The sequence below is a fragment of the Streptomyces sp. L-9-10 genome, from assembly GCF_004151105.1.
Classification (GTDB): Bacteria; Actinomycetota; Actinomycetes; order Streptomycetales; family Streptomycetaceae; genus Streptomyces.
Window position 1 is genome coordinate 10,612 of sequence record NZ_PHRF01000121.1, and the last position, 24,427, is coordinate 35,038.

Consider the following 24,427-nt stretch of genomic DNA (forward strand, 5'->3'; position numbering starts at 1 on the left):
CGTGACCCTCGCCGAGACGCTGGCCGCGCCGGGCGGTTCGGAGCGTCCGATGGCCGGGCTGGCCATGCTGACCGAAGGCGAGCAGGCGCGCATTGACGCGGACCGCGCGGGCGCGGAGCGGCAGTTGCCGGACGCCACCGTCATCGAGCTGTTCCAGCGGCAGGCGGCCCGCACCCCCGACGCGCCGGCCGTCGTCAGCGACTCCGGCACCCTCACCTACGCCGAGCTGAACGAGCGCGCCAACCGGCTCGCGCACCATCTGATCGCGCAGGGCGTCGGCCCCGAGGACGTGGTCGCGCTCGCGCTGCCCCGCTCCGCCACCCTCGTCGTCGCGCTGCTCGCGGTCCTCAAGACGGGCGGCGCGTATCTGCCGCTCGACCCCGGCCACCCCGCCGACCGGCTCGCGTACACACTGCGGGACGCGGAGCCCGTCCGCGTACTGACCGACACCGCCACCCGCGATCGCGTCGCGGACAGCAAGAGCCCCCTGCTGCTCCTCGACCAGCCCGCCGACGGCGACGGTTACGACCCCGCCGCCCACGAGGCGGTCGATCCGGTACGCAGGCACGCCGCCCACCACCCGGCGTACGTCATCTACACCTCAGGCTCCACGGGACGGCCCAAGGGCGTGGTGATCCCGCACGCGGCGCTGGCCACCTTCCTCGCCTGCATGGCCGACCGATTCCCGCTCACGGCCGCCGACCAGCTGCTCTCCGTCACCACCATCAGCTTCGACATCGCGGCGCTGGAGATCTGTCTCCCGCTGCTCGCCGGCGCGCGGGTGATCGTCGCGGAACAGGAGGCCGTGAGCGACCCCGACCGGCTGGCCGGGATCCTCGAAGACTCCGGGGCGGGCATCATGCAGGCCACCCCGTCGCTGTGGCGGATGCTGCTCGCCGTACAGCCCGACGCGGTCAAGGGCCTGCGGGTACTCGTCGGCGGCGAGGCGCTGCCGCCGGACCTCGCGGAGCGGCTCGCCGGCTCCGCCGCGAGCGTCACCAACCTGTACGGTCCGACCGAGGCCACCATCTGGGCGACCACCGAGGACATACGGCCCGGCGTACGGCACGGGATCGGCGGCCCGGTCTGGAACACCCGGCTGCACATCCTGGACGGGCTGCTGCGGCCGGTGCCCGTGGGGGTGCCGGGGGAGCTGTATCTCGCGGGTGAGCAGCTGGCCCGTGGGTATCTGGGGCGGCCGGGGCTGACGGCGGAGCGCTTCGTGGCGGACCCGTACGGTGCGCCGGGCGCGCGGATGTACCGTACCGGCGACCTGGTGCGATGGACCGGCCGGGGAACCGTCGAGTACCTCGGCCGCACCGACCACCAGGTGAAGATCCGCGGGCTGCGGATCGAACTGGGCGAGGTGGAGGCCGTGCTGGCCGCCGGACCGGGCGTGGGACAGGCGTGTGTGGTCGCCGCCGAGGGGCCTGGCGGACTGCGGCTGGTCGGCTACGTCACCCCGCACCCGGACGGGGCCGCGACCGGCAGCGTCGCCCCCGCCACGGATGTCCCCGCGCTCGACACCGACGCGCTGCGCCGGCACGCGGGCCTGACCCTGCCCGACTACATGATCCCCGCCGCGCTCGTCGTACTGGGTGAACTGCCCCTGACGGCCAACGGCAAGGTCGACCGCAAGGCGCTCCCCGCGCCGGAGCCGACCGCCACGGCCGGAGATCCCGGCGCACGGCCGGTCACCGGCACCGAAGTACTGCTCGCCGGGATCTTCGCCGAGCTGCTCGGTGTCGAGGACGTGGGCCTGGACGACAACTTCTTCCATCTCGGCGGTGACTCGATCCTCAGCATCCAGCTGGTGGCGCGCACCCGCGCCGCGGGGGTGCCGCTCACCTCGAAGGACATCTTCCGCGCCGCGACGGTGCGCGCGCTGGCGGAGCTGGTCGACAGTACGGCGCACGGACCGAACGACGGGTTGGGCGAAGGACCGGCGCCACAGAGCGCGACGGCGGCGGGGCCGCTGCCGCTCACCCCCGTACAACGCCGTTTCTTCGAGACATACCGCACCGACCCGCACCACTACAACATGTCCGTCCAGCTGGAGCTGGCGCCGGACACCGATCACGACGCGCTGATCCGGGCCGTCACCGCCGTCATGGCGCGCCATGAGGCCCTGCGGACCCGCTTCACCGGCAGCGGCGTCGAACGAACCCAGCACATCGTCCCGGAGTCAGAGCCGGTCCCCGTCGCCCGACGGGATATCTTCGGCGTCACCGCGCGGGAGCTGGCAGAGGTCATGGACCGGGCGGCGGCCGAGGCCCAGGCATCACTGGACCTCACCGAAGGACCGGTGGCGCGCGCCGTCCTCTTCGACGGCGGCGCGGGCAGCGCGCCCCGACTGCTGCTCGTCGCCCACCACTTGGTGACCGACGCGGTGTCGCTGCGCATCCTGCTCGCCGACATCCACTCCGCCTACCGGCAGGCGCGCGACGGCGAGCCGGTCACGGTCGCGCCGGTCCGTACGTCCTTCGCGCAGTGGGCCGCGCGATGGTACGAGCACGCCCGGGACGGCGCGTTCGCAGCCGAACTCCCCTACTGGAAAGAGGTGCTGGAGAACGAATCCGCTCCTCTTCCGCTGGACGGGCCGGGACCGAATACGGTCGCCACGGAAGCGGAATTCACCGTCGAACTGGACGAGTCGGAGACCGAGGTGCTCCTGCGTACGGCGCCCGCCGCATTCCGTGTCCGTACGGAGGTCATTCTGCTCACCGCGCTCGGCGCGAGCCTTTCCGGATGGGCGGGTGGCGAAGGCGTCACCGTCGATCTCGAAGGCCATGGCCGCGGTGAGCTGTTCGACGACCTCGATCTGTCGCGTACGGTCGGCTGGTTCACCGCCATCCATCCGGTCCATCTGAGCGTCCCGGCTGATCAGCCGCCGAGGGCGCGTGTGAAGCTCGTGGGGCGGCGGTTGCGTGCCGTCCCCGGGCAGGGACTGGGGTACGGCGCCCTGCGCTACCTCCAGCGGGAGCCCGCGCTGGTCGCCGCGCCCGCGCCACAGGTGGTCTTCAACTACCTCGGCCGGTTCGACGACGCCCCGAGTGCCGCGCGGGGCGGTCCGGTACGCGCCGTACTGCCGGCCGTCGCCCAGCAGAGCGACCGCGCGGAGCGGCCCCATCTGCTCGACATCACCGGCGTCGTCACCGGCGGCCGGTTCCGGCTCGCCATCCGCTATTCCAGCGTGACGCATCACGAGAAGACCATCGCGGAGCTTTCCGGGGAATTCCTGCGCGAATTGCGCGCACTCCTCGGCTGACGCCTCGCGCGTCCATATCCGAATGAGAGGGAAAACGGAAATGTCGGTACCGTTCGAGAACAATGAGGCTTTCTATCTCGTACTCGTCAATATGGAGGGCCAGCACTCGGTGTGGCCCACCTTCGCCGACGTGCCCAAGGGCTGGGAAGTCGTCTTCGGCCCGCGGCGGCGGCAGGAGTGCCTCGACTTCGTGGAGACCAACTGGACCGACATGCGGCCCAAGTCGCTGATCGAGGCCATGGGCGCGTGACGTGACCCGTACAGCCCAGGGATCCCGCACAGCCCGCACAGCCCGCACACACCGGACGGAGGACAGCAGATGACCGAGAGCTCTCCCACCGAGGCCAATGTGGCCCGGGTACGTGAGTACTACCGGCTGGTGGACGCGGACGATGTCCTCGGACTCGTCTCGCTCTTCACCGAGGACGCCGTCTACCGGCGGCCGGGTTACGAGCCCATGCGCGGTCACACCGGCCTGACCGCCTTCTACACGGGCGAGCGGGTGATCGAGAGCGGCCGGCACACCGTCGCCACGGTCGTCGCACGGGGCGACCAGGTCGCGGTCAACGGTGTCTTCGAGGGCGTCCTCAAGGACGGCCGCCAAGTCCAGCTGGAATTCGCCGACTTCTTCCTGCTCGACGGCGAGCGGCGGTTCAGCCGCCGGGACACCTACTTCTTCGCCCCACTCGTCTGACCCACCCCGCCCCACCCCGCCACACCCCGATCGCACGAACCGCCACAGGAGGCCGGAGTGCATATCGTGTCCACACCAGTAGCCCGACCACTGACGGAGCGGGAGCGCGTGGAGCGCAGCGCCGCCCCCGCCTTCGGCACCGCCTTCACCGAGCACATGGTCTCCGCCCGATGGAACCCCGAACAGGGCTGGCACGAAGCCGAGTTGGTCCCGTACGGTCCGCTGCTCCTGGACCCCGCCACGGTCGGTCTGCACTACGGCCAGGTCGTCTTCGAGGGGCTCAAGGCGTTCCGTTCGCACACCGGCGAGGTCGCGGTCTTCCGGCCGGACGCGCATGCCGTACGGATGCGCGCCTCGGCCCGTCGCCTCATGATGCCCGAGCCGCCCGAGGAACTGTTCCTCGCGGCGGTGGACGCCCTGGTCGCCCAGGACCAGGAGTGGATACCCGACGACCCCGGCATGAGTCTCTATCTGCGCCCCCTCCTCTTCGCGAGCGAGCGCACCCTCGCCCTGCGCCCCGCCCGTGAATACCGCTTCCTGATGGTCGCGTTCATCACCGAGGGCTACTTCGGCCCTGCCCAGCGCCCGGTACGGGTCTGGGTCACCGACGAGTACTCCCGGGCCGCCGCCGGCGGCACCGGAGCCGCCAAATGCGCGGGCAACTACGCCGGGAGCCTGCTCGCCCAGGAGGAGGCCCAGAGCAAGGGATGCGACCAGGTCGTCTGGCTCGACCCGGTGGAACGCCGCTGGGTCGAGGAGATGGGGGGCATGAATCTGTTCTTCGTCTACGGATCCGGCGGTTCGGCCCGGCTCGTCACCCCGCCACTGACGGGCAGCCTGCTGCCCGGTGTCACCCGTGACGCGCTGCTGCGACTGGCACCCACCCTCGGCGTGCCGGTGAGCGAGGCGCCGCTGAGCCTGGAGCGGTGGCGTGCCGACTGCGCCTCCGGCGCGATCACCGAGGTCTTCGCGTGCGGCACCGCCGCCCGGATCAGCCCCGTCAACGAGGTCAGCACCAAGGACGGCTCCTGGACCATCGGCCCAAACACTGTTGGCGCAGACACTGCCGGCGGAAGCGCCGGCGGCAACGGGGCCCGTGTGAACACGGCCGGCGAGATCACCGGCAGGCTCTCCGCCGCGCTGTTCGGTATCCAGCGCGGCGAACTGCCCGACCCCCACTCCTGGATGCGGCCGGTGTCCCCGGCCAGACAGTCGGCGACCACATGAACGAGACCGCCGGTCGCGACGGACTCGTCGCGTCACAGCGTCTGTTGAACCTGCTGGAGGAGTCGGGCGCACGCTACGAACTCCTGGCACACACGCCCGAGGGCCGGACCGCGCTCGCCAGCGTGCTGCGCGGTCACGCGCTGACGGCAGCGGCCAAATGCATGATCGTCACCGTGCTCGGCGGCACCCCCGCCGAGCGGCACATCCTCGCGGTGATCCCCGGCGACCGCCGGGTGGACCTGGCGCGGGTCGCGGCGGAGTGCGGCGGACAGCGCGCCCAACTCGCCCGGCGCGACCTCGCGGAGAGCCTGACCGGCTGTGTGAGCGGCAGCATCATCCCGTTCTCGTTCCATGACGAGCTGACCGTGCTCGCCGACCCCGCGCTCTTCGTGGAGCCGACTCTCTACTTCAACGCGGCCAGGCTGGATCTGTCGGTGGCGCTCGCCTCCGAGGACTATCTGGCCCTCGCCAACCCCAAGATCGTCCCGATCGCCACCTGACACGGGCGGTGACCGCGTCACCGTCCGGCCGTCCGGCCGGACGGCAGCGGGAATCAATGTGAGAGGACCCGACACCCCATGACCGTGCTCGACGAGATCATCGGCGGAGTACGCGAAGACGTCGCCGAGCGCCAACGGCGGGTGTCCGAAAGCGAGGTGCGCGAGCGGGCGCTGAAGCGGGCGCCCGCCCTCGACGCCGCCGCCGCGCTGCGCGGCGGCACGGGTGTGCGGGTCATCGCCGAGGTGAAACGGGCCAGCCCGTCCAGAGGCACGCTGGCCGCCATCACCGACCCGGCGGCGCTGGCGGGGGAGTACGAACGCGGCGGCGCGGCCGCGATCAGCGTCCTGACGGAGGGGCGCCGCTTCCATGGCTCGCTCGCCGACCTGGACGCGGTCCGTGCCGAGGTGCGGATCCCCGTACTGCGCAAGGACTTCGTGGTCACGCCGTACCAGCTGTGGGAGACCAGGGCGCACGGCGCGGACCTGGCGCTGCTGATCGTGGCCGCGCTCGCGCAGGACGAACTCGCCGCGCTGCTGAAGCTCGCGGGTGAACTGGGGCTCACCGCACTGCTGGAGGTGCACGACGAGGAGGAGACCGATCGCGCGCTGGCACTCGGCGCGCCGGTGATCGGTGTCAACGCCCGGGATCTCAAGACCCTCCGTATCGACCGGGGTACCTTCGCCCGGCTCGCCCCGCGCATCCCGGAGGGGGTGGTACGTATCGCGGAATCCGGTATCCGGGGACCCGAGGACGTGGCCGAGGCCGCGGTTCACGGCGCGGACGCCGTGCTGGTGGGCGAGGCGCTGGTGACCGCCGCGGGCCCTGGTCCCGCGCTGGCGGCACTGCGCGCGGCGGGGCGTGCCGGACGGGCGCCGAGGGCCTGAACGCGGTAGTGATCACCGCCCGCCGGCGCCGACATCGGCGGGCGGTTTCCCGGTTGATCGATCGCCACGTTGATCCATCGCCACGCTGATCCATCCCTACGCTGATCACGTCGCGCCGGCGGCCAGCGCCACGAGCTTTCCCAGCACCTCGCGTTCGAGGTCGAGGAACGACCGCTCCTCACCTTCGGTGATCCATATGCCGAAGGCCACGCCGAACACGGTCACGCCGGATTCCGCCGCGAGCGTGGCCGTCGCCTCCGGGACGCCCCGCGATCGGAGGGCGGCGGCGATCGCCGTGGCCAGCCGGGCCGACTTCAGCAACTCTCGTTTCACGATCGCGTTCCGGACGGCCAATGCACAGGCGATCGGTGGCGGCGTGAAAAAGAAACAGAGACGAGCCCGCGGCCCCTGTTCATGATCCGCTCGGCCGTTGTCCGTATTCGTGATTGCCGCCATGGCCGTATCGCGGCGAACACGGGCCCCGGTACGCGGACCAGGCCAATCGGGGAAGGCCGGTGCGGTCCACTCCGGTCCACTCCGGTCCGCTCCGCCGATCCACCGATGCCTCGCGGTGTTCCACCGGTGGGTTCCCATTCGTCCGGCAGACCCCGCGCCGGAATCGAATTCAAGCCGCCGTTTTTCCATGTTGCTCGCCCGGTTTTGCGCACAGCGGTATCCACGCGCTTTCCGAACCGACCACCCGGTCCGTTCGCCTTCATGAGGTCGTCTTCATGAGGAAGGCCTCGGCGAAGTCTTCGGTGAAGTCCTCCGTGAAGTGCTCCGTGAAGTTCCGCCGCGATGCCGGCGACCGACGGCGCGGGCATCGCCCGGGTGCGGTGGCGGGCAACCGCCCGGCGGTCACTCGAACGCCGGCAGTCGCGCGAACTCGCCTTTCTGGTGGCGGAAATGCTCGCCGCCCGGCCATCCCGGGAGACCCTCCGGCGACGCCTCGCCGATCCTGTCGACCGCCGTGGCCGGGCCGTGGCCGGGCGTCGCCGGTTGTGGAACAGGCGGGGATGGGGTAGATCCGGCTGCGGCGCCCGGCTCACGTACGACCTGCCGTGTTGCCGGCGGAAGCGGAAGGGATGCGGCCGGATCGCCCGGCGGAGTTTTAGCCCTCGCTAAAGCGTCCTCGCGGGCCACTGCGGAATTCTGGCCACATTTCCCGGAGATGTTCTGGAACCCTGCCCATTCCGGCATAGGAAGAACGCCGCCGGCGGCGCGGCGCCCTTTGTCGGGCGCGGCTCGGGACTGCGGCTAAACTCTCGGAAAACAGCGGGGTTGACGCACTTTCAACTACAGCTGACCCCTCTTGGGCAGGTGCAGCCAGCTGTACCTCCATAGGCGTGCGGCCTCCCCTGTCGGATGTGATGGGGCGGACGCACTATGGAAGTCATCGAGGCCAACGGTACTTTCGAATGTTTCCGATAGCCCTTGGCGACTCGTGGTAACGTCGAATGCACTTGCGAGTTGAAACGGTGGGAGCGGCTCGTCGCCGGTGAATCCGAGGCCGGGTCGACAGTGCGCACGGATCCTGCGGGGGAGTATGCGTCGCATATATTTTACGCCTGAGAGCCTGTCGCAAACCAGAGTTCTTCCGCAGGTTGATCAAGTTCGCGAGTCTCTCTTCGCCCTGGAAGAGCTGAGCCTGGGCGGCGGCGGACCGGTGTTCAAGCCATGGCGCAAGAAGGTGGGCAACTCCGGCAACATCCGCGCCCTGGTGAGGCTCGCCCAAGTGGTCCGTCCCATCCCGGACATCGATCAAGTGGTGCGAAGACTGGGACTTGACGCGCGTAGCGCCACGGAGGACGGCGGCCTCGCGGAGCCGTCCGATTCCCGGGAGAGACCTCAAGTCGTCCAGGATCTGGAGGAGTTCCACCGCATCGCGATAGCTCCGTACTGGAAGGCCATTTCCAAGCGGCTGCACGCCGACCGCACCGCGCGCGGTCAGATCATGCTCAGTGACGGCGTCGGCAAGCTGCTCTCCACCCTCCACCCGGCCATCCGCTGGGACGCGCCGATCCTCGAAGTCCCCGGAAACGGGGACGACTTGAAACTGGAGTCGGGCGGCCTCGCGCTGGCGCCCTCACTCTTCCTCGCGGGCCGGCCCCCGGTGCTGTCGGGCGGCGGATCCGACGGACGCCCGGTGACGTTGATCTACCCCACCCGGGCCAACCCCGAGTGGGCCGACTCGCTGTGGGAGTCCAAGGGCGGCGCCGAACACGCGCTGCACGCGCTGGTGGGGCGTACGCGCGCATCGGTTCTCGAAGCCGTGACCAGCAGCTGCACCACCACCGAAGTCGGCGAGAGCGTGGGGATCTCCTCGGCAGCGGCCAGCCAGCACACCTCGGTCCTGCGCACGGCCGGGCTGATCACCACCCTGCGCACGTTCAACAAGGTGCAGCACACCATCACCCCGCTCGGCGTCGCGCTGCTCAACGGCGACATGGCGGACCGGAGCTAGTACCTCTCGTTTGGATCTTGCCGGGCTCGCGCGCGCCGGCGCCGTGCCTCGCCGTGTTGGTTGCTCCAGTCCCGTCCGCAAGCCGTGTTGGTCTCGGTCCGGCCTGCCGGCGGACGATGTCTCAGGCGGAGAGCGGCGGCCAGAACTCCTCGACGCGGTCGCGGTTCTGGTACATGCGCCAGTAGATGTCGGCCAGCCGGTCCGGCTCGACCACAGTGATTCCGGGCGGCAGAGAGGCGCTCTCGACATTGTCGTGACCTTCGCTTCCGGCGATGACGGCGCCGACGGTGAGCGTGCCGACGTATACGCCCAGTGGGGCGATTTCCCCGTGGAGCGAGTACAGGTAGTTGCGCGTGGCGGCCATGGCCGGTCCGACACCGCTCATGCCCGGCATGGGGTGGGCGGCGGTGAGGCCGTGGGTGACCAGTATGGCGCCGTCGCCGCGTGCGGTCATGGCCGGCAGGACGGCGCGGGTGATCGCGACGGGTGTGAGGGTGAACAGGCTCAGCAGCTCGCCGAGCCGGTCCGCGGTCAATTCCGTCGCGGGCCGGGGCATGGCCGTCATCGGTGCCGGCGAGTACTCCAGCACATCGATGCGGCCGAAACGTTCATGGACTCTCGCCACCAGTGCCGGAATGCCGGCGGGGTCGGCCAGGTCAGCGGGGAAGGCCGCCGCCTCGATGCCGTTGGACGCGAGGGAGCGGACCAGTTTCTCCAGCCGTCCGGGTCGGCGGGCGACGAGAGCGACCCGGAAGCCCTCACGGCCGAAGCGACGAGCCAAGGAGGCTCCGAGGCCGGTACCGGCCCCGAGAACGGCGATCACAGGGGACATGGCGGCGTACTCCTCAAGAGGCTGCGACGATAAGTTGAATGTCCGTTCAACTTATCTTGCACGGTACCACTAAACTTGAGGGGGTACTCAAGAAAGGATTCGCGGTGCGTGCGGACAAGGACGAGGGAGCCGGGGCGGTCGGCCGCCGGGGCGGGCCGAAGGCCGTGCGCGGGCTGCGGAGTGACGCGGCGCGCAATGAGGAACGGCTGAAGGCGGCGGCGGCCGAGGTGTTCCGGGAGCGAGGGCTTGGGGCTCCGGTGGATGAGATCGCCAAGCGCGCGGGAGTCAGCGTCGGCACGCTCTACCACCGTTTCGGAGGCCGTGAGCGGCTCATCGACGCGGTGGTGCCGGATGCTCTCGCCGCACGCTTGGAGGAGGTCGGCCACTGGGCGCTGGGGCAACAGGACGCGTGGAAAGGGTTCGCCGGCTATGTCGAGCGTCTGTGCGACCTCCAGGCGAGCGACCGCTCATTCGGTGAAGCCCTCAGCGGCGGGACTCCGGGCTCACGGCGTCTGACCGACGTCTGCTCGGCTCAGGCGGAGACCGCTCGCCGCGTCGTCGCCAACGCGCATCGACAAGGCACCCTTCGCGAGGACTTCACCCCGGCGGATTTGTCGTATGTGTTCTGGTTCACGACCGCCGCGCTCCACGCCACGGCGGACGACGATCCGGACGCCTGGCGACGCGGCATCGCCTTCCTCCTCGACGGCCTCCGCACTCGCTCCGCCGCGGAGATCCAGCACCACGGGACGAACTGACGCATCGTCAACGTGGTGCGACAGTGGGCCGCCCCACGTAGTCGTCCGCCACGCGAATCGACGGGACGAACGGGATCGGCGGGAACATGCGGGGGCGGCGGGCTCTACTCCCCGACGATCCACGCGTACGCGGCCTGCGCCGTGAACTCGCCCTGCCCCGCGGGGAAGAGCAGCCCCGCCGTACCGAACGCCGGATCGAGCGGTGCGCCGGGCGTGGCGGCGTAGGGGACCGCGACACACCGCATCCCCGCGGCCCGCGCGGCCATCACACCGGGCGCGGCGTCCTCAAGTACCACGCAGTGGGCGGGTTCGGCTCCCAGCCGGCGCGCCGCCTCCAGAAAGACATCCGGCTCCGGCTTGCCGTGCGCGACCTCCTCGGCCGAGACGGTCGTGGCGAAATACCCGTCGAGTCCGGTGACGGCGAGCGCCAGTTCGATGGCCGCCCCGGACGATCCGGACGCCACGGCCAGGGGCACGCCCTCGGTGTGCAGCCGTTCCACCAGCTTCCGCATCTGCGGGAACGTCTCCGTCGACGCGCGCACCCGCTCCAGATAGAGCCGGTTCTTCTCGGCGAGCAGGGTGTCCAGCGGCGCGTCGATCCCGTACTCCCCGCGCAGCGCCTCCAGCGTCTCGCGGGTGCTGATCCCGATGAACCGGCTGTGGTGCTCCCAGCTGAAGTCGGACACACCGTACTGGGCCAGGAGCAGTCGTCCGGCTTCGTAATAGTTGGGCTCGCTGTCGACGAGTGTTCCGTCGAGATCGAAGATGACCGCAAGCGTTGGGGAAGTGCTCATACGGTCCAGCATGCCAAGCGTTCCTTCAGCGTCGCTCACCGACGGCCCGGCCCACCGACTCGACCAGTGGCAGCAGCCGGTGCGGCACTCGCTCGCGCAGCGCCATCTCCGTACGCGTACGGACCACACCCGGCAGCTGGATCAGACGCTGGACCACATCCTCCAAATGGCCGTTGTCGCGGGCCACGACCCGGGTGAGCAGATCCCCTGCGCCCGTGATCGAGAAGGCCTCGACGATCTCGGGGACCTCGGCCAGTGCGTCACCGACCTCGTCCAGATGTCCCTGCGTCACCTCGATATGGACAAAGGCGAGCACCGGATGGCCGAGAGCGGCCGGGGAGAGGAACGGCCCGGTGCCGGTGATCACGCCCTCGCGCTCCAGTCGGTCGAGCCGCGCCTGGAGCGTTCCCCGGGCGATCCCCAGGATGCGCGCGTACTCCCGCACGCTGGTACGCGGCTGCTCGATGAGGAGCCGCAGGATGCGGGTGTCGAGCGCGTCCACCGCCATCGTCCGCCGGCCTCCTGCCGTCCGTGGGTACGGCCCGTGCCTGTACCAATGGCCCCATTATGTGGGACCGGCCTGAGCCATCAGTCCCGGGCCTTCGGGTGACGCGGGCGACGGCAGGCTGATCCTCTCGGCCGCCTCGCCGCCGACGTCGGCGCTGCTGTCGCCGTCGCTGTCCGCGTCTGCGCTCCCGGCGCCGGGAGCACGGTCGTCCAGCGTGATGGTGACGGTGGTCCCCGCGTGGGCGAGCGCGTCCAGACCGGCGCCGATGCGTTCGTACAGAGTGGTGGCCAGCGCCCAGTCGCCGTCACCGGCGTCCGTGGTGTGCCGGGTGGTGAACAGGGAGATCAGGACGGCGATGAGCGAGCGCCCGGACAGCGCGGCGGCGATCCGGTCGTCGCCCCGGTCGGTGATCCGGGGAGGCATCCGGAAGTGGGAGTGCCGGCCCGCCTGGCCGGTGATGAACTCCCAGGTGTCGCGGTGGCAGACCAGGGACGCCGACGACACCCGGGCGGCGCGTTTCAGCAGCTCACCGTGCTCCTCGGTCATGGGGGTCACACGGCGCACGGGGCTCACGGGGTGCATGAGGTTCAGGGGGTGCGCGGGGGTTACGGGGGCCACGGGCGGCGCCTGTCGCGCGGGCTCCCCGGGCGCGCGCAGGCCCCCCTCCGCGTCGTCCATGCGGGAGGTCAGCGCCGTGATGTCCGCGCGGACCGCCGCCAGCTCGCCGCGGGCCTCTTCTAGGTGCTCCAGCAGCGGGCTGAACTCCAGGCGCAGCGCGTCCAGGAGTGAGGGGGTCACCCGCTCCGTGAGCCCTGGCCAGGCCCCGTCCACCGGGACGCCCCGGGGAAGCGCCGAGGGCTCGGACAGTGTCGAGTGCTCGGGCGGCTGCGAAGGATCGGGGGAGGGCTCGGGCGAGGTCTCGGCCGGTGCCGACGGCTCGGGGGGCCCCGAGCGTACGGTCCGGGCGTCGTCCTCCTCACGCTGGCTGGGAACGCTGGGCATACCGGCGACGCCGGACATACCGGGAACGCTGCCGGGCATACCGGGGACCCCGGGCATGTCGGACACCCTCATCCCGGGAGGAAACAGGGGCTCGCCGGTCGTCCCGAACGGCAGGGACGGGTGACCGGCGGACCCGGGACGGAGGCTTTCGACGGCCTCCTTCAGCTGCTGGACCTCGTCCTGGAGGATCTCCACGGCGGTTTCGACGGTCTGCCCCAGCTCGTCCCTGCCGCGCGCCAGGCCCTCCTTCGTCTCCCGCAGCTCCGTACGCAGCTCGTTCAGCCCGGAGGCGAGGGCCTCCTGGGTGGCCCGGTGCGCCTCGTCGCCCGCCATGCGGAGCCGGTCGAACCCCTCGGCGAGGGCCGCCCGCAGCTCCCTGCGCGTGTCGGTCAGCGAGTTGTGCAGCATGCTCAGCAGGGTGTGGGAGCCGTCGTCCTTGTTCCGGGCCAACACTGTTCCTCGTCTCTACGGTAAGTAGTCACCTGATCTCTGGCAGTACGCGCCCCGGGTGAAACCTCGGGGACGGCGATAACTGACGCGCCGCCACCCTTGGGAGTGGTTGTGCGGTGGATCCGGTGTGATGGGGATCGTTGTGGTTTGGCGCCGGGGCAGGAGTCCGGCCGTGGCCGCGCATGGCAGATTGCCGCCATGGCGACTTACCGCCAGTATCCGACGCTGTGTTCGAAGAAAGGAGCGCCGAGACTCTTCGAAGCACCCGAACCCACCTCCTTCACCGGGTGCTTGAGGAGAGGCAACTCATGACCAGAGCACCGGCGAGACGCGGGGCCCGGCTGCTGGCAGCCGGGCTCTCGCTCGTACTGCTCCCCGCCGGACAGGCCGTCGCGGCCGGCGCCGGCCGCACCTCCGCCACCATGGACGCGGCGCCGCCGTCGAACGCGACCGCCCGCGCCGAACACACCGTCACGCTCGTGACGGGCGACAAGGTGACCGTCACCGACGTGGGCGGCGGTCGGCGCACCGTCTCCGTCGAACGTCCCGAGGGCGCGACCGGAGCGGTGCGCAGCGAGATCTCCGACGGCGGGATCACCGTCGTACCGGACGAGGCCACGCCCTATCTCCGGTCCGGCGCACTCGACAAGCGGCTCTTCGACGTCACCTCCCTGATCGAGCTGGGTTACGACGACCGCGGTACCGGCACACTCCCGCTCATCGTCACGTACGGCAAGGGCACCAGGGCCGCGACCCCGCGCGGCGCCGACCGGATACGGTCGCTGCCGAGCGTCAACGGCGCCGCCGTCGAGGCGTCGAAGAACGGAACGGCCTTCTGGGACAAGGTCGTTCGCCCGGCCTCCTCCGCGTCCACCGCTTCCTCGGCCCCCGCCGCGGCGCGGTTCGCGGCCGGCATCGACAAGATCTGGCTCGACGGACGCGTGACGGCCGACATGGCCGAGAGCAACGCCCAGATCGGCACCCCGAAGGCGTGGGAGGCCGGCCTCACGGGCAAGGGCGTCAAGGTCGCCGTCCTGGACACCGGCGTGGACGCCGGACACCCCGATCTCACCGGCCGGCTGGGCGAGACGAAGAGCTTCATCGAGGGCGAGGAGGTGGCCGACCGCGCGGGACACGGCACCCATGTCACCTCCACCGTCGGCGGCAGCGGCGCGGCCTCGGACGGCAAGGAGAAGGGCGTCGCCCCCGGCGCCGGTCTCGCCGTAGGCAAAGTGCTCAGCGACGCGGGCTTCGGCAGCGAATCGCAGATCATCGCCGGTATGGAGTGGGCCGCGAAGGACATCGACGCCAAGATCGTGTCGATGAGCCTCGGTTCGCCGGAACCCAGCGACGGAACCGACCCGATGGCCCAGGCGGTCAACACCCTCTCCGCGCAGACCGGCGCGCTCTTCGTGATCGCGGCGGGCAACACCGGCGGCGCGGGCACCATCGGTTCGCCCGGCGCCGCGGATTCCGCGCTGACCATCGGCGCCGTCGACTCCGCCGACCAGCCCGCGTACTTCACCAGCCAGGGCCCGCGCTACGGCGACAACGCCCTGAAGCCGGACCTGTCCGCCCCCGGCGTCGGCATCCTCGCCGCCCGCTCCCAGCTCACCGAGGGCAGTGGCCCGTACACGACGATGAGCGGCACCTCCATGGCGACCCCGCATGTCGCCGGAGCCGCCGCGCTGCTCGCCGAGAAGCACCCCGACTGGTCGGGGCAGCAGCTCAAGGACGCGCTCATGAGCACGTCCGCGCGGCTCACCGACTCCGTCTACGCGCTCGGCGCGGGCCGGGTCGACGTACCGGCGGCCGTGGACGCGGCCATCACCGCGACCGGCAGTGCCGACCTCGGCTTCCACAGCTGGCCGTACGAGGACAACAAGCCCGTCACCCGGACTGTCGGCTACGCCAACTCCTCCGACAGTCCCGTCACTCTGAGCCTCGCCGTCGACGGTGCCGCCGACGGAGTCGTGACGCTCGCCGACTCCACCCTGACCGTCCCGGCGCACGGTACGGCCGCGACGACCGTCACCGGAGACGGCACGAGGGCCCCCGTCGGCACCACCTCGGGCCGTATCGTCGCGAAGAACGGCGACACGGTCGTCGCGCACACCGCCTTCGGCCTGGTCAAGGAGGAGGAGCGGTACACCCTCACGGTCCGCGCCAAGGACCGGGACGGCGCGCCCACCGCCGCCCCGCTCTCGGTACAGAGGCTCGCCGAGGGCCATGACCCCTTCCCGGCCACGGTCGGAGACTCCGGAACGCTCCGGCTGCGCCTGGCGCCCGGTGACTACGCCATCTCCTCGTTCCTCGACGTACGCGGCAGCAAGGACAAGGACTCGCTCGGCCTCGGTTTCCTCTCCGAGCCCGAGGTCGTCATGGACCGCGACCGCGACATCACGCTCGACGGGCGGCGGTTGCGGGAGATCCGGGCCGAGGTGGACCGCCGGACCGAGACCCGTCAACTGCTGATGGAGTTCGACAGGGAGGCGAACGGCGCGACGTACGGCGGTGCCGTGCAGGTGCCGCTCACCTACGACAGTGTCTTCGCGGCCCCCACGCGTGAGCCCGCCACCGGAACCTTCGAGTACCGCACGGTCTGGCGCCTCGGCAAGCCGCTGCTGGAGCTGACGGCGGGTGGCAAGCGCATCGGGGAGACCGTCGTCCAGTTCGGTTCCGCGCTGCCCGAAGGACGGCAACGGCTGCCGCTGATCGACGCGGGTACCGGAAGCACGGAGGAGTACGAGGGCGGGGCCGCGCGCGGCAAGGCCGTCGTCGTCCGCGCGAGCGACACCGTCAGCCCGCGGCAGCTGGCTCAGAACGCTCAGGACGCGGGCGCCGAGGCGCTGTTCGTCACCGACGACGCGCCCGGCCGGCTGCTGGCCGACTTCGCCACGGAATCCGGCGAGGAGCGTCCGCTGACCATCGCCACCGTCAACGCGGCCGACGGCACACGGCTGTTGGAGTCGGCCCGTCGCCACCGGAGCGCGGAGCTGACCGGCACGCGCTACACCCCGTACGTCTACGACCTCTCCGAGGGGCACCCCGGAGCCATCCCCGAGGATCTGGTCTACCGGCCGGGCACACGCGAACTGGCGGTGCTGAACACGAAGTTCCACGCGGCCGAGCCCGTCGACGGCGGTGAGTTCCGCTACTCGATCACGGACACCTTCCCCATCGGCTTCGGCTTCCCGGAGAAGACCGCCTACCCGGCGGAGCGTACCGACTACGTCAGCACGGGCGCCGGCCAGTACTGGCACGAGTCCGTCACCGCGGGCCCCACCACGCTCGAACAGCGCGGCGGCGTGGTGTCCTACCGCGGCGGTACACGCTCCGGACTGGACTGGTTCAAGCCGGTGCTGCACCCGTGGCTGGGCACCGGGCTGGGCTGGGGACAGCAGCGCAGGGGCAATGACCTGCGATTCAACACACCGGGCTGGGGAGACTCGGGCCCCGACCACACCGGCTTCGGCGACGTGTGGAGCGACGACTCGATGACGCAGACCACCGAGGTGTACGCGAACGGGCAGCTCATCGACCGCAGGACCAGCTCGGGCGCGTACGCCTGGGACGCCGACCCGGCCGAGCAGACCTACAAGGTCGTCACGGACACCACCCTCGACCCGGAACGCTGGCGGCTGTCCGTCAAGGGCCACTCGGAGTGGACCTTCCGCTCCGCGGAGACCCCCACGGACCGCGAGACCTTCCTGCCGCTCCTCAACCTCGGCTTCGACGTCGACACCGATCTCGCGGGTGACGTGCGCGCGGGCAAGCGGCTGTCGCTCGGGATCTTCTCCGAATATGTCAAGGGAGCACCGGACACCGGCAGGATCGGTGGCGGCCGGCTGGAGGTCTCGTACGACGACGGCAAGAGCTGGACCGCCGTCTCCCTGGACCGGGCCGGAGGCAAGCGGGCGGCCTGGGAGGGCACGGTACGGGTACCGAAGGACGCGACGTATGTCTCGCTGCGCGCCTCCGCCACCGATGACCGGGGCGGATCGGTGACCCAGGAGATCATCCGGGCGGTCGGCGTCAAGTAGCCCCGTTTCAGGGCCCGGTGGCCTTGTCGCTCGGCGGCCCGTTGAACCGTGGCCCGGTGGACCGGTACGGCCTGAGTTGTCGGCCGTACCGGTCCACCGGGCCCGCGCCACCGTGAACTGCCGGACGAAGGCCGAACGGAACAGGCCAACTCGTCCGGCACAAAGGTGTATCGCGACGAGTGCGCACCAACTCCGCCCCATAATCTGTCAGTTCGCCCGCACGCCCGCGCGGGTAAGCATCATCCGTCCTTCTCCGCCCCCCCACATACAGGAGCATCCCCGTGACGGTCGGCAGGCTCAGGCGCCACATCGACACGAGTAAGCCCCACCCCGCTCGTGTGTACGACTATTTTCTCGGTGGCAAGGACCACTACCCCGTCGACATCGAGATGGCGGAGCAACTGGCCGCGGGCGCGCAGCGCGGCGCCCAGATCAACCGGGAGTTCATGCACCGCGCCGTCGCCTGGACCGCCCGCGAGGGTATCGACCAGTATCTCGACATCGGTACGGGTATCCCCACCGAGCCGAATCTGCACCAGGTCGTGCAGGAGATCCTCCCGGCCTCCCGGATCGTCTACACCGACAACGATCCGATCGTGCTGCGCCACGCGGAGGCTCGCCTCGTCAGCGGTCCGCGGGGCGCCACCGACTACCTGGAGGCGGATGTCCGCCGCCCGGAGGAGATCCTCGAACACGCCCGCGCGTTACTGGACTTCAGCCGGCCCGTTGTCCTGTCGCTCATCGCGCTGATGCATTTCGTCCCGGACGAGGACGACCCGTACGGCATCACCCGCACCCTGGTGGACACCCTGTCCTCCGGCAGCGTCCTGATCGTGTCGCACGGCACCGCCGATTTCCTCGATCCCGAGCAGGCGAGCAAAGTCACCGGGACGTACCGGAAGGGGGGCATCTCCCTGTGCCCCCGCACCCGCGCCGAGGTGGAGCGGTTCTTCGAGGGAACCGACCTCGTGGACCCGGGCCTGGTCAGGGCCCCGGAATGGTACCGGGACACGGCGGCGCCGGAGCGCGAGGAGAGCGGCTTCTACGTCGGAGTGGCGCGCGTGCGGTAGTGAATTCCTCCCCCCCGATCCCGACAGGGACAGGAGTGGGCGCCGCTAAACTGGTCCCATGCCTGATACTCCGCAACCCGTCACCCGTCCGCGAGGGCGTCCGCGTAAAGACGCCCAATTCGCGCCGACCGACCAGGTGATGGCCGCGGCGATCGAGGCTTTCTCGGTGCACGGATACAACGGGGTTTCACTGCGGACGGTCAATGACGAATTGGGCGTCAGCCGCAACCTTCTTTATCAGCGCTTCGGCTCGAAAGCCAATCTGTGGCGCGCCGCCGTCGACTGGGCTTTCCGCCCGCTCCTGGAGCATCTCGAAGCCTCGGACGACGAGTCCGCGGACCCCATGGTACGGCTGCGGGTACTGATCCGGAGTTTCATCGAGTACTCGGCGACGCGCCCCTATCTCGGACGTCTGGTCACGGTGGAGGGCGGGGTCCACACGGAGCGGGTGGACTATCTCTACCACCAGTACATCGAGCCCGTACGCTCGCGTATCACTCCCGTTTTTGAACTGCTGCGCGAGCAGGGAAGAATCAAGAACATCCCGTACGAGGTCTTCTATTTTCTCCTCACTTCCGGCGGCCCCGCGCCCTATGCGCAGATCGGGTTCGCCGCGCTGATGAATCCGGAAGTGATGTCACAGGACGAGGCGCGCGTACGGCTCTACGCCGAGAATGTCGCCGAAGTGCTCATCAACGGAATCTCCCTGCCCGGCTGAGGACGCCCCGGGCCCCGGGCCCCGGCCCCGCGCCTCGCCTCCTCAGCCGGTGAGCGGGTCCGTCACCGGGTGAGCAGGTCCCGCAGGGCCTTGGCGATATCGGCGGGGGCCTCCTCCGCCATGAAGTGGCCGTAGGTGACGGAGACATGGCGCAGATCCGCGGCCCACGCCCGCCACAGGGCCCGGGCGTCGTAGCCGAGGGCCGCGCCCCAGTCCTGCTGGAGGACGGTGACCGGCATCCGCAGCCGCTCGCCGGCGTCCCGGTCCGTACGGTCGTGGTCGACGTCGACGCCCGCCGAGGCGCGGTAGTCGGCGACGATGGAGGGCACCGCGTCACGGCAGGCGTCCAGATACGCGGCGCGGACACCGGCGGGGATCGCCCGCGGGTCGCCGGTCCAGCTGTCCAGGAAATGGCCGAAGAATTCGTCCGCGCAGGCGGTGATCATCCGCTCGGGCAGACCTGGCGGCTGGGCCATCAGATAGAGGTGGAAGCCGACGGCCGCGGTGGTGCCGTGCATCACCTCCCACATGTCCAGGGTCGGCAGCACGTCCAGGCAGGCCAGGTGGGTGATCGCCGCGGGGTGGTCGAGTGCGGCGCGGAAGGCGACCAGGGCGCCCCGGTCATGCCCGGCCAGCGCGAAGCGCTCATGGCCCAGCGCGCGGGCCAGGGCGACGATGTCGGCGCCCATGGTGCGCTTGGAGTACGTGTCGCCACCGGCCTCGGCGGGCTTGTCGCTGGCGCCGTAGCCGCGCAGATCGGGGCAGATCACGGTGTGATCGGCCACGAGGTCGGCGGCGACGTGCCGCCACATCAGATGGGTCTGCGGGAAGCCGTGCAGCAGCACGACCGGACTGCCCGTGCCCGCGAGGGCCACGTTCAGCGACACGCCGTCCGCGACGGGAACGCGCCGGTACTCGAAGCCGGCGATGGCAGGCGTCATGGTTCCGCCTCTTTCCTTGGCTGATCCGGTTGACCGGGGGGATGTGGCCGCCCCGGTCGACCGGTGTGAACAGGTGCCTTCAGCCTGCCGGGCGCGAATGAGCATCGGATCAGCGCGCTATAGCGTGGCCGGGGGCGAAGCCACGCCCGAGGGAAGGGGTGGTCACGGGTGCGGGTCGGGTTCGGGGTGCTGGGGCCGGTGACGGCCTGGGACGCTGCCGGGGGCGCGATCGCGCTGAAGGGGCCGCGGCACCGCGCGGTACTGGCCCGGCTGATCGTCGCCCGCCGCCGCGTCGTCCCGGTCGGCCGCCTCGTCGAGGACCTGTGGGCGGATCCGCCGCCCGGCGCGGTGGGGGCCGTACGCACCTTCGTCGCCGCGCTGCGCCGAGAGCTGGAGCCGGAGCGCCCGCCCCGTGCCCCGGCCGGGCTGCTGATCACGGAGGGGCCGGGATACGCGCTGCGCGCGGAGCCGGACACGGTGGACGCCTGGCGCTTCGAGCGGACGGTGGCCGCCGCCGCGACGCTGCCCCCGAGGGACGCGCTCGCGCGGCTGGAAGAGGCGCTGGGATGGTGGCGCGGGCCCGCGTACGCGGAGTTCGCCGACGCGGCCTGGGCCCGCGCCGAGCGCTCCCGCCTGGCCGAACTGCGACTGCACGCCGTCGAGCGGCGGGCCGGGGCCCGGCTGTCCCTGGGCCTGGCGGCCGAGGCGGTGCCGGACCTGGACGCGCATGTCGCCGAGCACCCCTGGCGCGAGGACGCCTGGCGGCTGCTGGCACTCGCGCTCTACCGGACCGGCCGCCAGGGCGACGCGCTCGCGGTGCTGCGCCGGGCACGCACGCTCCTGGTGGAGCAGCTGGGGGTGGACCCGGGCCCGGGGCTGCGCCGTCTGGAAGCGGACATCCTCGCCCACGCCGACCACCTCGGCCCCTCGGCAGGGGAGGCCGGACCGAGCGGGCAGGCCGGGTCGGTCGGGTCAGCCGGGTCGGTCGGGACAGGTGGGTCGGTCGGGACAGGTGGGCCGGCCGAAAGCGCGGACGGCGCCGCGGGACAGGTGTGGGCGCGGGCGGCCGCCGCGTACGACCGTACCGTCGCCTCCGGCGCCCGTGCCCGCCTGGAGTCGACGGTGGGCCTGCTGCGCGGCCTCGCGGTGACCGGAGGCGGCGGCCTGGAAGCGGCCCGCCTGCACCGCGTGGCGGCCATCACCGCGGCGGAGGAGCTGGGCGACCCGGCGCTGACAGCCCGGGTGATCGGCGCGTACGACGTCCCCGCGATCTGGCCGCGCTCGGACGACCCGGAGCAGTCGGCGGCCGTCGTGGCCGCGGCCGAACGCACCCTGACCGCGCTCCCTCCCGGTGGCAACGAGGGGGCTCGGGCCCGGCTGCTCGCCACGATCGCGCTGGAGTCGCGCGGCACCCCGCCCCACGCCCTTCGGCCGGGCGGCACCCGCTCGGCACGCGGCCTCCATGCCGCCCGGCAGGCGGAGCGGATCGCACGCGGCCTGGACGACCCCGCACTGCTGGCCTTCGCGCTCAACGCCGTGTTCATGCAGACCTTCCACCGCGCGGGTCTGGCCCCGCGCCGGGACGGGATCGGCGCCGAACTGGTCACTCTGGCCGCCCGCCACGATCTGGTCACCTACGAGGTACTCGGCCACCTCATCCGTCTCCAGGCGCGCGGCGCGCTCGCCGACTTCTGCGGAGCCGACCGGCACGCGGCCGCCGCCGACGGGCTGGCCGAGCGCCATGAGCTGCCGCTCGTGGGCGTGTTCACCGAGTGGTACCGCGCGTTGCGGCTCGCCGAGACGGGCCGGGCACCGGCGGCCGAGGTGGAGGCGGCCTACCGGGATGCCGCCGCGCGTCTCGACGGAGCCGGCATGCCCGGCCTGGAACGCGGCCTGCTGCCGCTCGCGCTGCTGTGCCTGCGGGTGCGGCACGGCCTGCCGGCCCCGGCCGACGAGCACCTCGACTACGGGCCGTACGAGCGATGGGCCCGTCCCCTGGTGCTGCTGGCACAGGACCGCCGCGACGCGGCCGGGACGGCGCTGCGCGAGAGCCCGGACCCGCCGCCCGACCTGCTGTTCGAGGCGCTGTGGTGTCTCACCGCGCGGGCGGCCGTCGCCCTCGGGGACCGGGAGACCATACGGCGCGCTCACGGCGAACTGACCCCGGCGGCGGGGGAGTTGGCGGGGGCGGGCAGCGGCCTGTTCAGCCTCGGCCCGGTCGCGGGATATCTCGATGAGCTCGCCACCGCGGGATCAGCAGGACGGGCCGGACGGACCGGGCCGTAAGTTCGGCGGGAAGCCGTTGAACAACCACGGCGACAGCCATCGCCACGGCCGTATGCCACGGCCGTGACCGCGGTGGCCATCGCCGGGCGCGCGCACCGTCCGGCGGCGCGTCCTTGGCCCGTTGGCCCTCCGCCCGCTCACGGCGATCGCGGCTCACTATGCCAATGGCCCAGCAGCTCGGAGCCGACTTGAGCCACTGGGGCCGAGGATGCTGTGATGGAACCAACAATGGCGCTGCGGATCCCCGCGGCGCTTTTCTCATGCCGGAGTGAAAACGGGCGGGCTGGCAGTGCTGAAGAGGATGTTCGTGTGTCCCGATCCGGGACGGCTGCGGCTGTACGGTGCCGTGCGCGCCGTTCTCGGCATCGGCCTGGCCGTCCTCGTGTGCGGGGCGGCCGGGCACCCGCTCGCCGGAGTCGTCACCGGCGGGCTCGCCGCGCTCCTCGCCCTCTTCACGGTCACCGACACGACGGTCCGAGGCCAGGCCGTCACCACCGCGCTCCTGCCCGCCGTCGGATTTCCGGTGCTCGCCCTCGCGTCGGCGCTGCACGATCACCCGCTGCTCCGCGACGGGGCGTTCCTCGTCGTGGCGGGTGCCGGGGTGTACGCCCGCCGCTGGGGCCCGCGGGGCCATGCCCTGGGGGTCTTCGGGTTCATGACCTTCTTCGTGGCGCAGTTCCTGCACACGGTCCCCGCGCGACTGCCCGGTCTGTACGCCGCGGTTCTGCTCGCCCTGCTCGCCTCGTCGGTCGTCCGCTTCGGCGTCTGGTGCTACGAGCGACGCCTGCCGCCGTCCGCCGTACCCGCGCTGCCCGGTGCGTCCGGTCTGGTCCGTACGACCACCCGGCAGGCGGTTCAGGTGGCCGTCGCGGGCGCGCTCGCGCTCGGCGCCGGCCAGTTGCTCTCACAGGACCGGTGGTACTGGGCCGTCGGCGCGGCCTGGTGGATCTTCGTGAACACCGCCTCACGCGGGGAGACCCTGGTCCGCGGCTTCCGGCGGATGGTCGGCACGGCCGTCGGCTGTGCCGTCGGACTGGTCGTCGCGGTACCCCTGCACGGCGCGCCTGCCCCCACCGCCGCGCTCGTCGCCGTGTGCGTGTTCGGGATCTTCTACACCGCCGCGGTCTCGTACAGCTGGATGATCTTCTTCGTGACCGTCATGGTCGGCCTGCTGTACGGACTGCTCGGCGTGCTCGACCCTGGGCTGCTCGCCCTGCGGCTGGCGGAGACCGGTGTGGGGGCACTGGGTGCGACGGTGGCCGTCCTTCTCCTGCTGCCGGTGACCACACACGCCGTCACCGACGCGTGGATCCAGCAGGCGCTGCGCTGTGTCCACGGCTGCACCGCCACGGCCGCCCGTCGGCTCGCCGGGGACGAACACGCCGACCCGGGGCCGCTCGCCGCGGAACTGGAACTGCTGCTCGGCCGGGTACGGATGTCCCTCGCGCCGCTCGTTCATCCGCTGAACCCGTTGCGGGCGCGCGGGGCCAGAGCCCGCCAGGTGCTCGTCCTGCTCGACGAGTGCGCCCGCGAGGTACGGGGGTTCGCCGCGGTGGCCGCCGACCCCGCCGCCTCGCACGACGCCCGGCTCGCCGCGGCCTGCCGTCGGGTCGAGGCCGCCGTACGCGAACTGGCACCGCCCGGGGCGGAGCCGGCCCGTCCGGTGCCCGGGGCGCCGGACGCCCCGCACGACCACCCCGGGGCCGAAGCGGCGCTGGCCCATCTGCACGGCCTGGAGCGGGCCCTCGCGGATCTCTCCGCGCCTCTGCGTAAGGCGCCGCGCGGGCGGCTCGTCCCGGCCTGAACTGCCGGAAGCCGCCTGGAAACGGCCTACCGGGCCGGTCGATTGGTCCAGACCCCCTGCTACCGTCTGCCCCGGACACCGGGGGAGCGGTGGCCCGCACGACGGGCGAAGAGATCAGCCGAAGAGATCAGCAGAGGGGACAGACAGTGAGCGGCAGGAACGACGGGCGGGCCTTCATCGGAT

General features: G+C 71.4%; 19 protein-coding genes. 13 read left to right on the plus strand and 6 right to left on the minus strand.

Going from position 1 to position 24,427, the window contains the following annotated elements; translation table 11 throughout:
- The 6 genes from CU044_RS28575 to trpC form a co-directional block, all read left to right on the plus strand.
- A partial coding sequence (locus CU044_RS28575) for a non-ribosomal peptide synthetase (RefSeq protein WP_193564101.1) occupies positions 1-3,268 on the plus strand: 3,268 nt, incomplete at its 5' end.
- A 40-nt stretch (positions 3,269-3,308) separates the two neighbouring features.
- Complete coding sequence (locus CU044_RS28580) at positions 3,309-3,518, plus strand: MbtH family protein (protein WP_129771655.1); 210 nt, start codon at positions 3,309-3,311, stop codon at positions 3,516-3,518.
- A gap of 69 nt (positions 3,519-3,587) precedes the next feature.
- Positions 3,588-3,962 (plus strand): nuclear transport factor 2 family protein, encoded by a 375-nt coding sequence (locus tag CU044_RS28585; protein WP_129771656.1) that lies wholly within the window; start codon positions 3,588-3,590, stop codon positions 3,960-3,962.
- 66 nt (positions 3,963-4,028) lie between these two features.
- Positions 4,029-5,189, plus strand: a complete 1,161-nt coding sequence (locus tag CU044_RS28590; RefSeq protein ID WP_345790159.1) for a branched-chain amino acid aminotransferase — start codon at positions 4,029-4,031, stop codon at positions 5,187-5,189.
- A complete protein-coding gene (locus tag CU044_RS28595; RefSeq protein ID WP_129771658.1) occupies positions 5,186-5,689 on the plus strand; it encodes a YbaK/EbsC family protein in 504 nt (167 codons plus the stop codon). Before CU044_RS28590 ends, CU044_RS28595 begins: the two co-directional genes overlap by 4 nt.
- 78 nt (positions 5,690-5,767) lie before the next feature.
- The gene (trpC, locus tag CU044_RS28600) at positions 5,768-6,574 is read left to right on the plus strand and encodes an indole-3-glycerol phosphate synthase TrpC (RefSeq protein WP_129771659.1); all 807 of its coding nucleotides are present in this window, start codon (positions 5,768-5,770) and stop codon (positions 6,572-6,574) included.
- Between the two features lie 105 nt (positions 6,575-6,679).
- Here trpC and CU044_RS28605 read toward each other — a convergent pair whose 3' ends face one another.
- The gene (locus CU044_RS28605; RefSeq protein WP_193564102.1) at positions 6,680-7,030 is read right to left on the minus strand and encodes a hypothetical protein; all 351 of its coding nucleotides are present in this window, start codon (positions 7,028-7,030) and stop codon (positions 6,680-6,682) included.
- 1,210 nt (positions 7,031-8,240) lie between these two features.
- On the opposite strand from CU044_RS28605, the gene CU044_RS28610 reads away from it, so the two are divergent.
- Positions 8,241-9,038, plus strand: coding sequence for a winged helix-turn-helix domain-containing protein (locus CU044_RS28610; RefSeq protein ID WP_129771660.1), 798 nt, complete (start codon positions 8,241-8,243; stop codon positions 9,036-9,038).
- 121 nt (positions 9,039-9,159) lie between these two features.
- Here the strand turns inward: CU044_RS28610 and CU044_RS28615 are convergent, their stop codons facing one another.
- On the minus strand, positions 9,160-9,870 hold the full coding sequence (locus CU044_RS28615) for an SDR family NAD(P)-dependent oxidoreductase (protein ID WP_129771661.1): 711 nt from the start codon (positions 9,868-9,870) through the stop codon (positions 9,160-9,162).
- A 104-nt stretch (positions 9,871-9,974) separates the two neighbouring features.
- On the opposite strand from CU044_RS28615, the gene CU044_RS28620 reads away from it, so the two are divergent.
- Positions 9,975-10,628 (plus strand): TetR/AcrR family transcriptional regulator, encoded by a 654-nt coding sequence (locus CU044_RS28620; protein ID WP_165371994.1) that lies wholly within the window; start codon positions 9,975-9,977, stop codon positions 10,626-10,628.
- A 104-nt stretch (positions 10,629-10,732) separates the two neighbouring features.
- Here the strand turns inward: CU044_RS28620 and CU044_RS28625 are convergent, their stop codons facing one another.
- From CU044_RS28625 to CU044_RS28635, 3 genes are read right to left on the minus strand one after another with little or no spacing between them, the layout of a single operon-like run.
- Positions 10,733-11,422 carry an HAD family phosphatase gene (locus CU044_RS28625; RefSeq protein WP_240045900.1) on the minus strand — a complete coding sequence of 230 codons (690 nt, stop codon included), beginning with the start codon at positions 11,420-11,422 and terminating at the stop codon, positions 10,733-10,735.
- A gap of 25 nt (positions 11,423-11,447) precedes the next feature.
- Positions 11,448-11,930, minus strand: a complete 483-nt coding sequence (locus tag CU044_RS28630) for an Lrp/AsnC family transcriptional regulator (RefSeq protein WP_129771664.1) — start codon at positions 11,928-11,930, stop codon at positions 11,448-11,450.
- 57 nt (positions 11,931-11,987) lie between these two features.
- Complete coding sequence (locus CU044_RS28635) at positions 11,988-13,382, minus strand: hypothetical protein (RefSeq protein WP_129771665.1); 1,395 nt, start codon at positions 13,380-13,382, stop codon at positions 11,988-11,990.
- A gap of 308 nt (positions 13,383-13,690) precedes the next feature.
- On the opposite strand from CU044_RS28635, the gene CU044_RS28640 reads away from it, so the two are divergent.
- The 3 genes from CU044_RS28640 to CU044_RS28650 all read left to right on the plus strand — a co-directional run bounded on the left by CU044_RS28640 (position 13,691) and on the right by CU044_RS28650 (position 19,213).
- Positions 13,691-17,425, plus strand: coding sequence for a S8 family serine peptidase (locus tag CU044_RS28640; RefSeq protein ID WP_129771666.1), 3,735 nt, complete (start codon positions 13,691-13,693; stop codon positions 17,423-17,425).
- 281 nt (positions 17,426-17,706) lie between these two features.
- Positions 17,707-18,495 carry an SAM-dependent methyltransferase gene (locus CU044_RS28645; RefSeq protein ID WP_129771667.1) on the plus strand — a complete coding sequence of 263 codons (789 nt, stop codon included), beginning with the start codon at positions 17,707-17,709 and terminating at the stop codon, positions 18,493-18,495.
- Between the two features lie 58 nt (positions 18,496-18,553).
- The gene (locus CU044_RS28650) at positions 18,554-19,213 is read left to right on the plus strand and encodes a TetR/AcrR family transcriptional regulator (protein ID WP_129771668.1); all 660 of its coding nucleotides are present in this window, start codon (positions 18,554-18,556) and stop codon (positions 19,211-19,213) included.
- Between the two features lie 62 nt (positions 19,214-19,275).
- Here CU044_RS28650 and CU044_RS28655 read toward each other — a convergent pair whose 3' ends face one another.
- On the minus strand, positions 19,276-20,154 hold the full coding sequence (locus tag CU044_RS28655) for an alpha/beta hydrolase (RefSeq protein WP_129771669.1): 879 nt from the start codon (positions 20,152-20,154) through the stop codon (positions 19,276-19,278).
- Positions 20,155-20,322: 168 nt separating this feature from the next.
- Between CU044_RS28655 and CU044_RS28660 the strand changes: the two genes are divergently transcribed.
- Positions 20,323-22,440 (plus strand): BTAD domain-containing putative transcriptional regulator, encoded by a 2,118-nt coding sequence (locus CU044_RS28660; RefSeq protein ID WP_129771670.1) that lies wholly within the window; start codon positions 20,323-20,325, stop codon positions 22,438-22,440.
- A gap of 289 nt (positions 22,441-22,729) precedes the next feature.
- Positions 22,730-24,244 carry an FUSC family protein gene (locus tag CU044_RS28665; RefSeq protein WP_129771709.1) on the plus strand — a complete coding sequence of 505 codons (1,515 nt, stop codon included), beginning with the start codon at positions 22,730-22,732 and terminating at the stop codon, positions 24,242-24,244.
- Positions 24,245-24,427 lie beyond the last annotated feature (183 nt).

Excerpts from the sequence above, each read along its gene's own strand:
- CU044_RS28580 (WP_129771655.1), top strand. The coding sequence starts at position 3,309 with ATGTCGGTACCGTTCGAGAACAATGAGGCTTTCTATCTCGTACTCGTC.
- CU044_RS28585 (WP_129771656.1), top strand. The coding sequence starts at position 3,588 with ATGACCGAGAGCTCTCCCACCGAGGCCAATGTGGCCCGGGTACGTGAG.
- CU044_RS28595 (WP_129771658.1), top strand. The coding sequence starts at position 5,186 with ATGAACGAGACCGCCGGTCGCGACGGACTCGTCGCGTCACAGCGTCTG.
- trpC (WP_129771659.1), top strand. The coding sequence starts at position 5,768 with ATGACCGTGCTCGACGAGATCATCGGCGGAGTACGCGAAGACGTCGCC.
- CU044_RS28605 (WP_193564102.1), bottom strand. The coding sequence starts at position 7,030 with ATGGCGGCAATCACGAATACGGACAACGGCCGAGCGGATCATGAACAG.
- CU044_RS28615 (WP_129771661.1), bottom strand. The coding sequence starts at position 9,870 with ATGTCCCCTGTGATCGCCGTTCTCGGGGCCGGTACCGGCCTCGGAGCC.
- CU044_RS28625 (WP_240045900.1), bottom strand. The coding sequence starts at position 11,422 with ATGAGCACTTCCCCAACGCTTGCGGTCATCTTCGATCTCGACGGAACA.
- CU044_RS28630 (WP_129771664.1), bottom strand. The coding sequence starts at position 11,930 with ATGGCGGTGGACGCGCTCGACACCCGCATCCTGCGGCTCCTCATCGAG.
- CU044_RS28640 (WP_129771666.1), top strand. The coding sequence starts at position 13,691 with ATGACCAGAGCACCGGCGAGACGCGGGGCCCGGCTGCTGGCAGCCGGG.
- CU044_RS28650 (WP_129771668.1), top strand. The coding sequence starts at position 18,554 with ATGCCTGATACTCCGCAACCCGTCACCCGTCCGCGAGGGCGTCCGCGT.
- CU044_RS28655 (WP_129771669.1), bottom strand. The coding sequence starts at position 20,154 with ATGACGCCTGCCATCGCCGGCTTCGAGTACCGGCGCGTTCCCGTCGCG.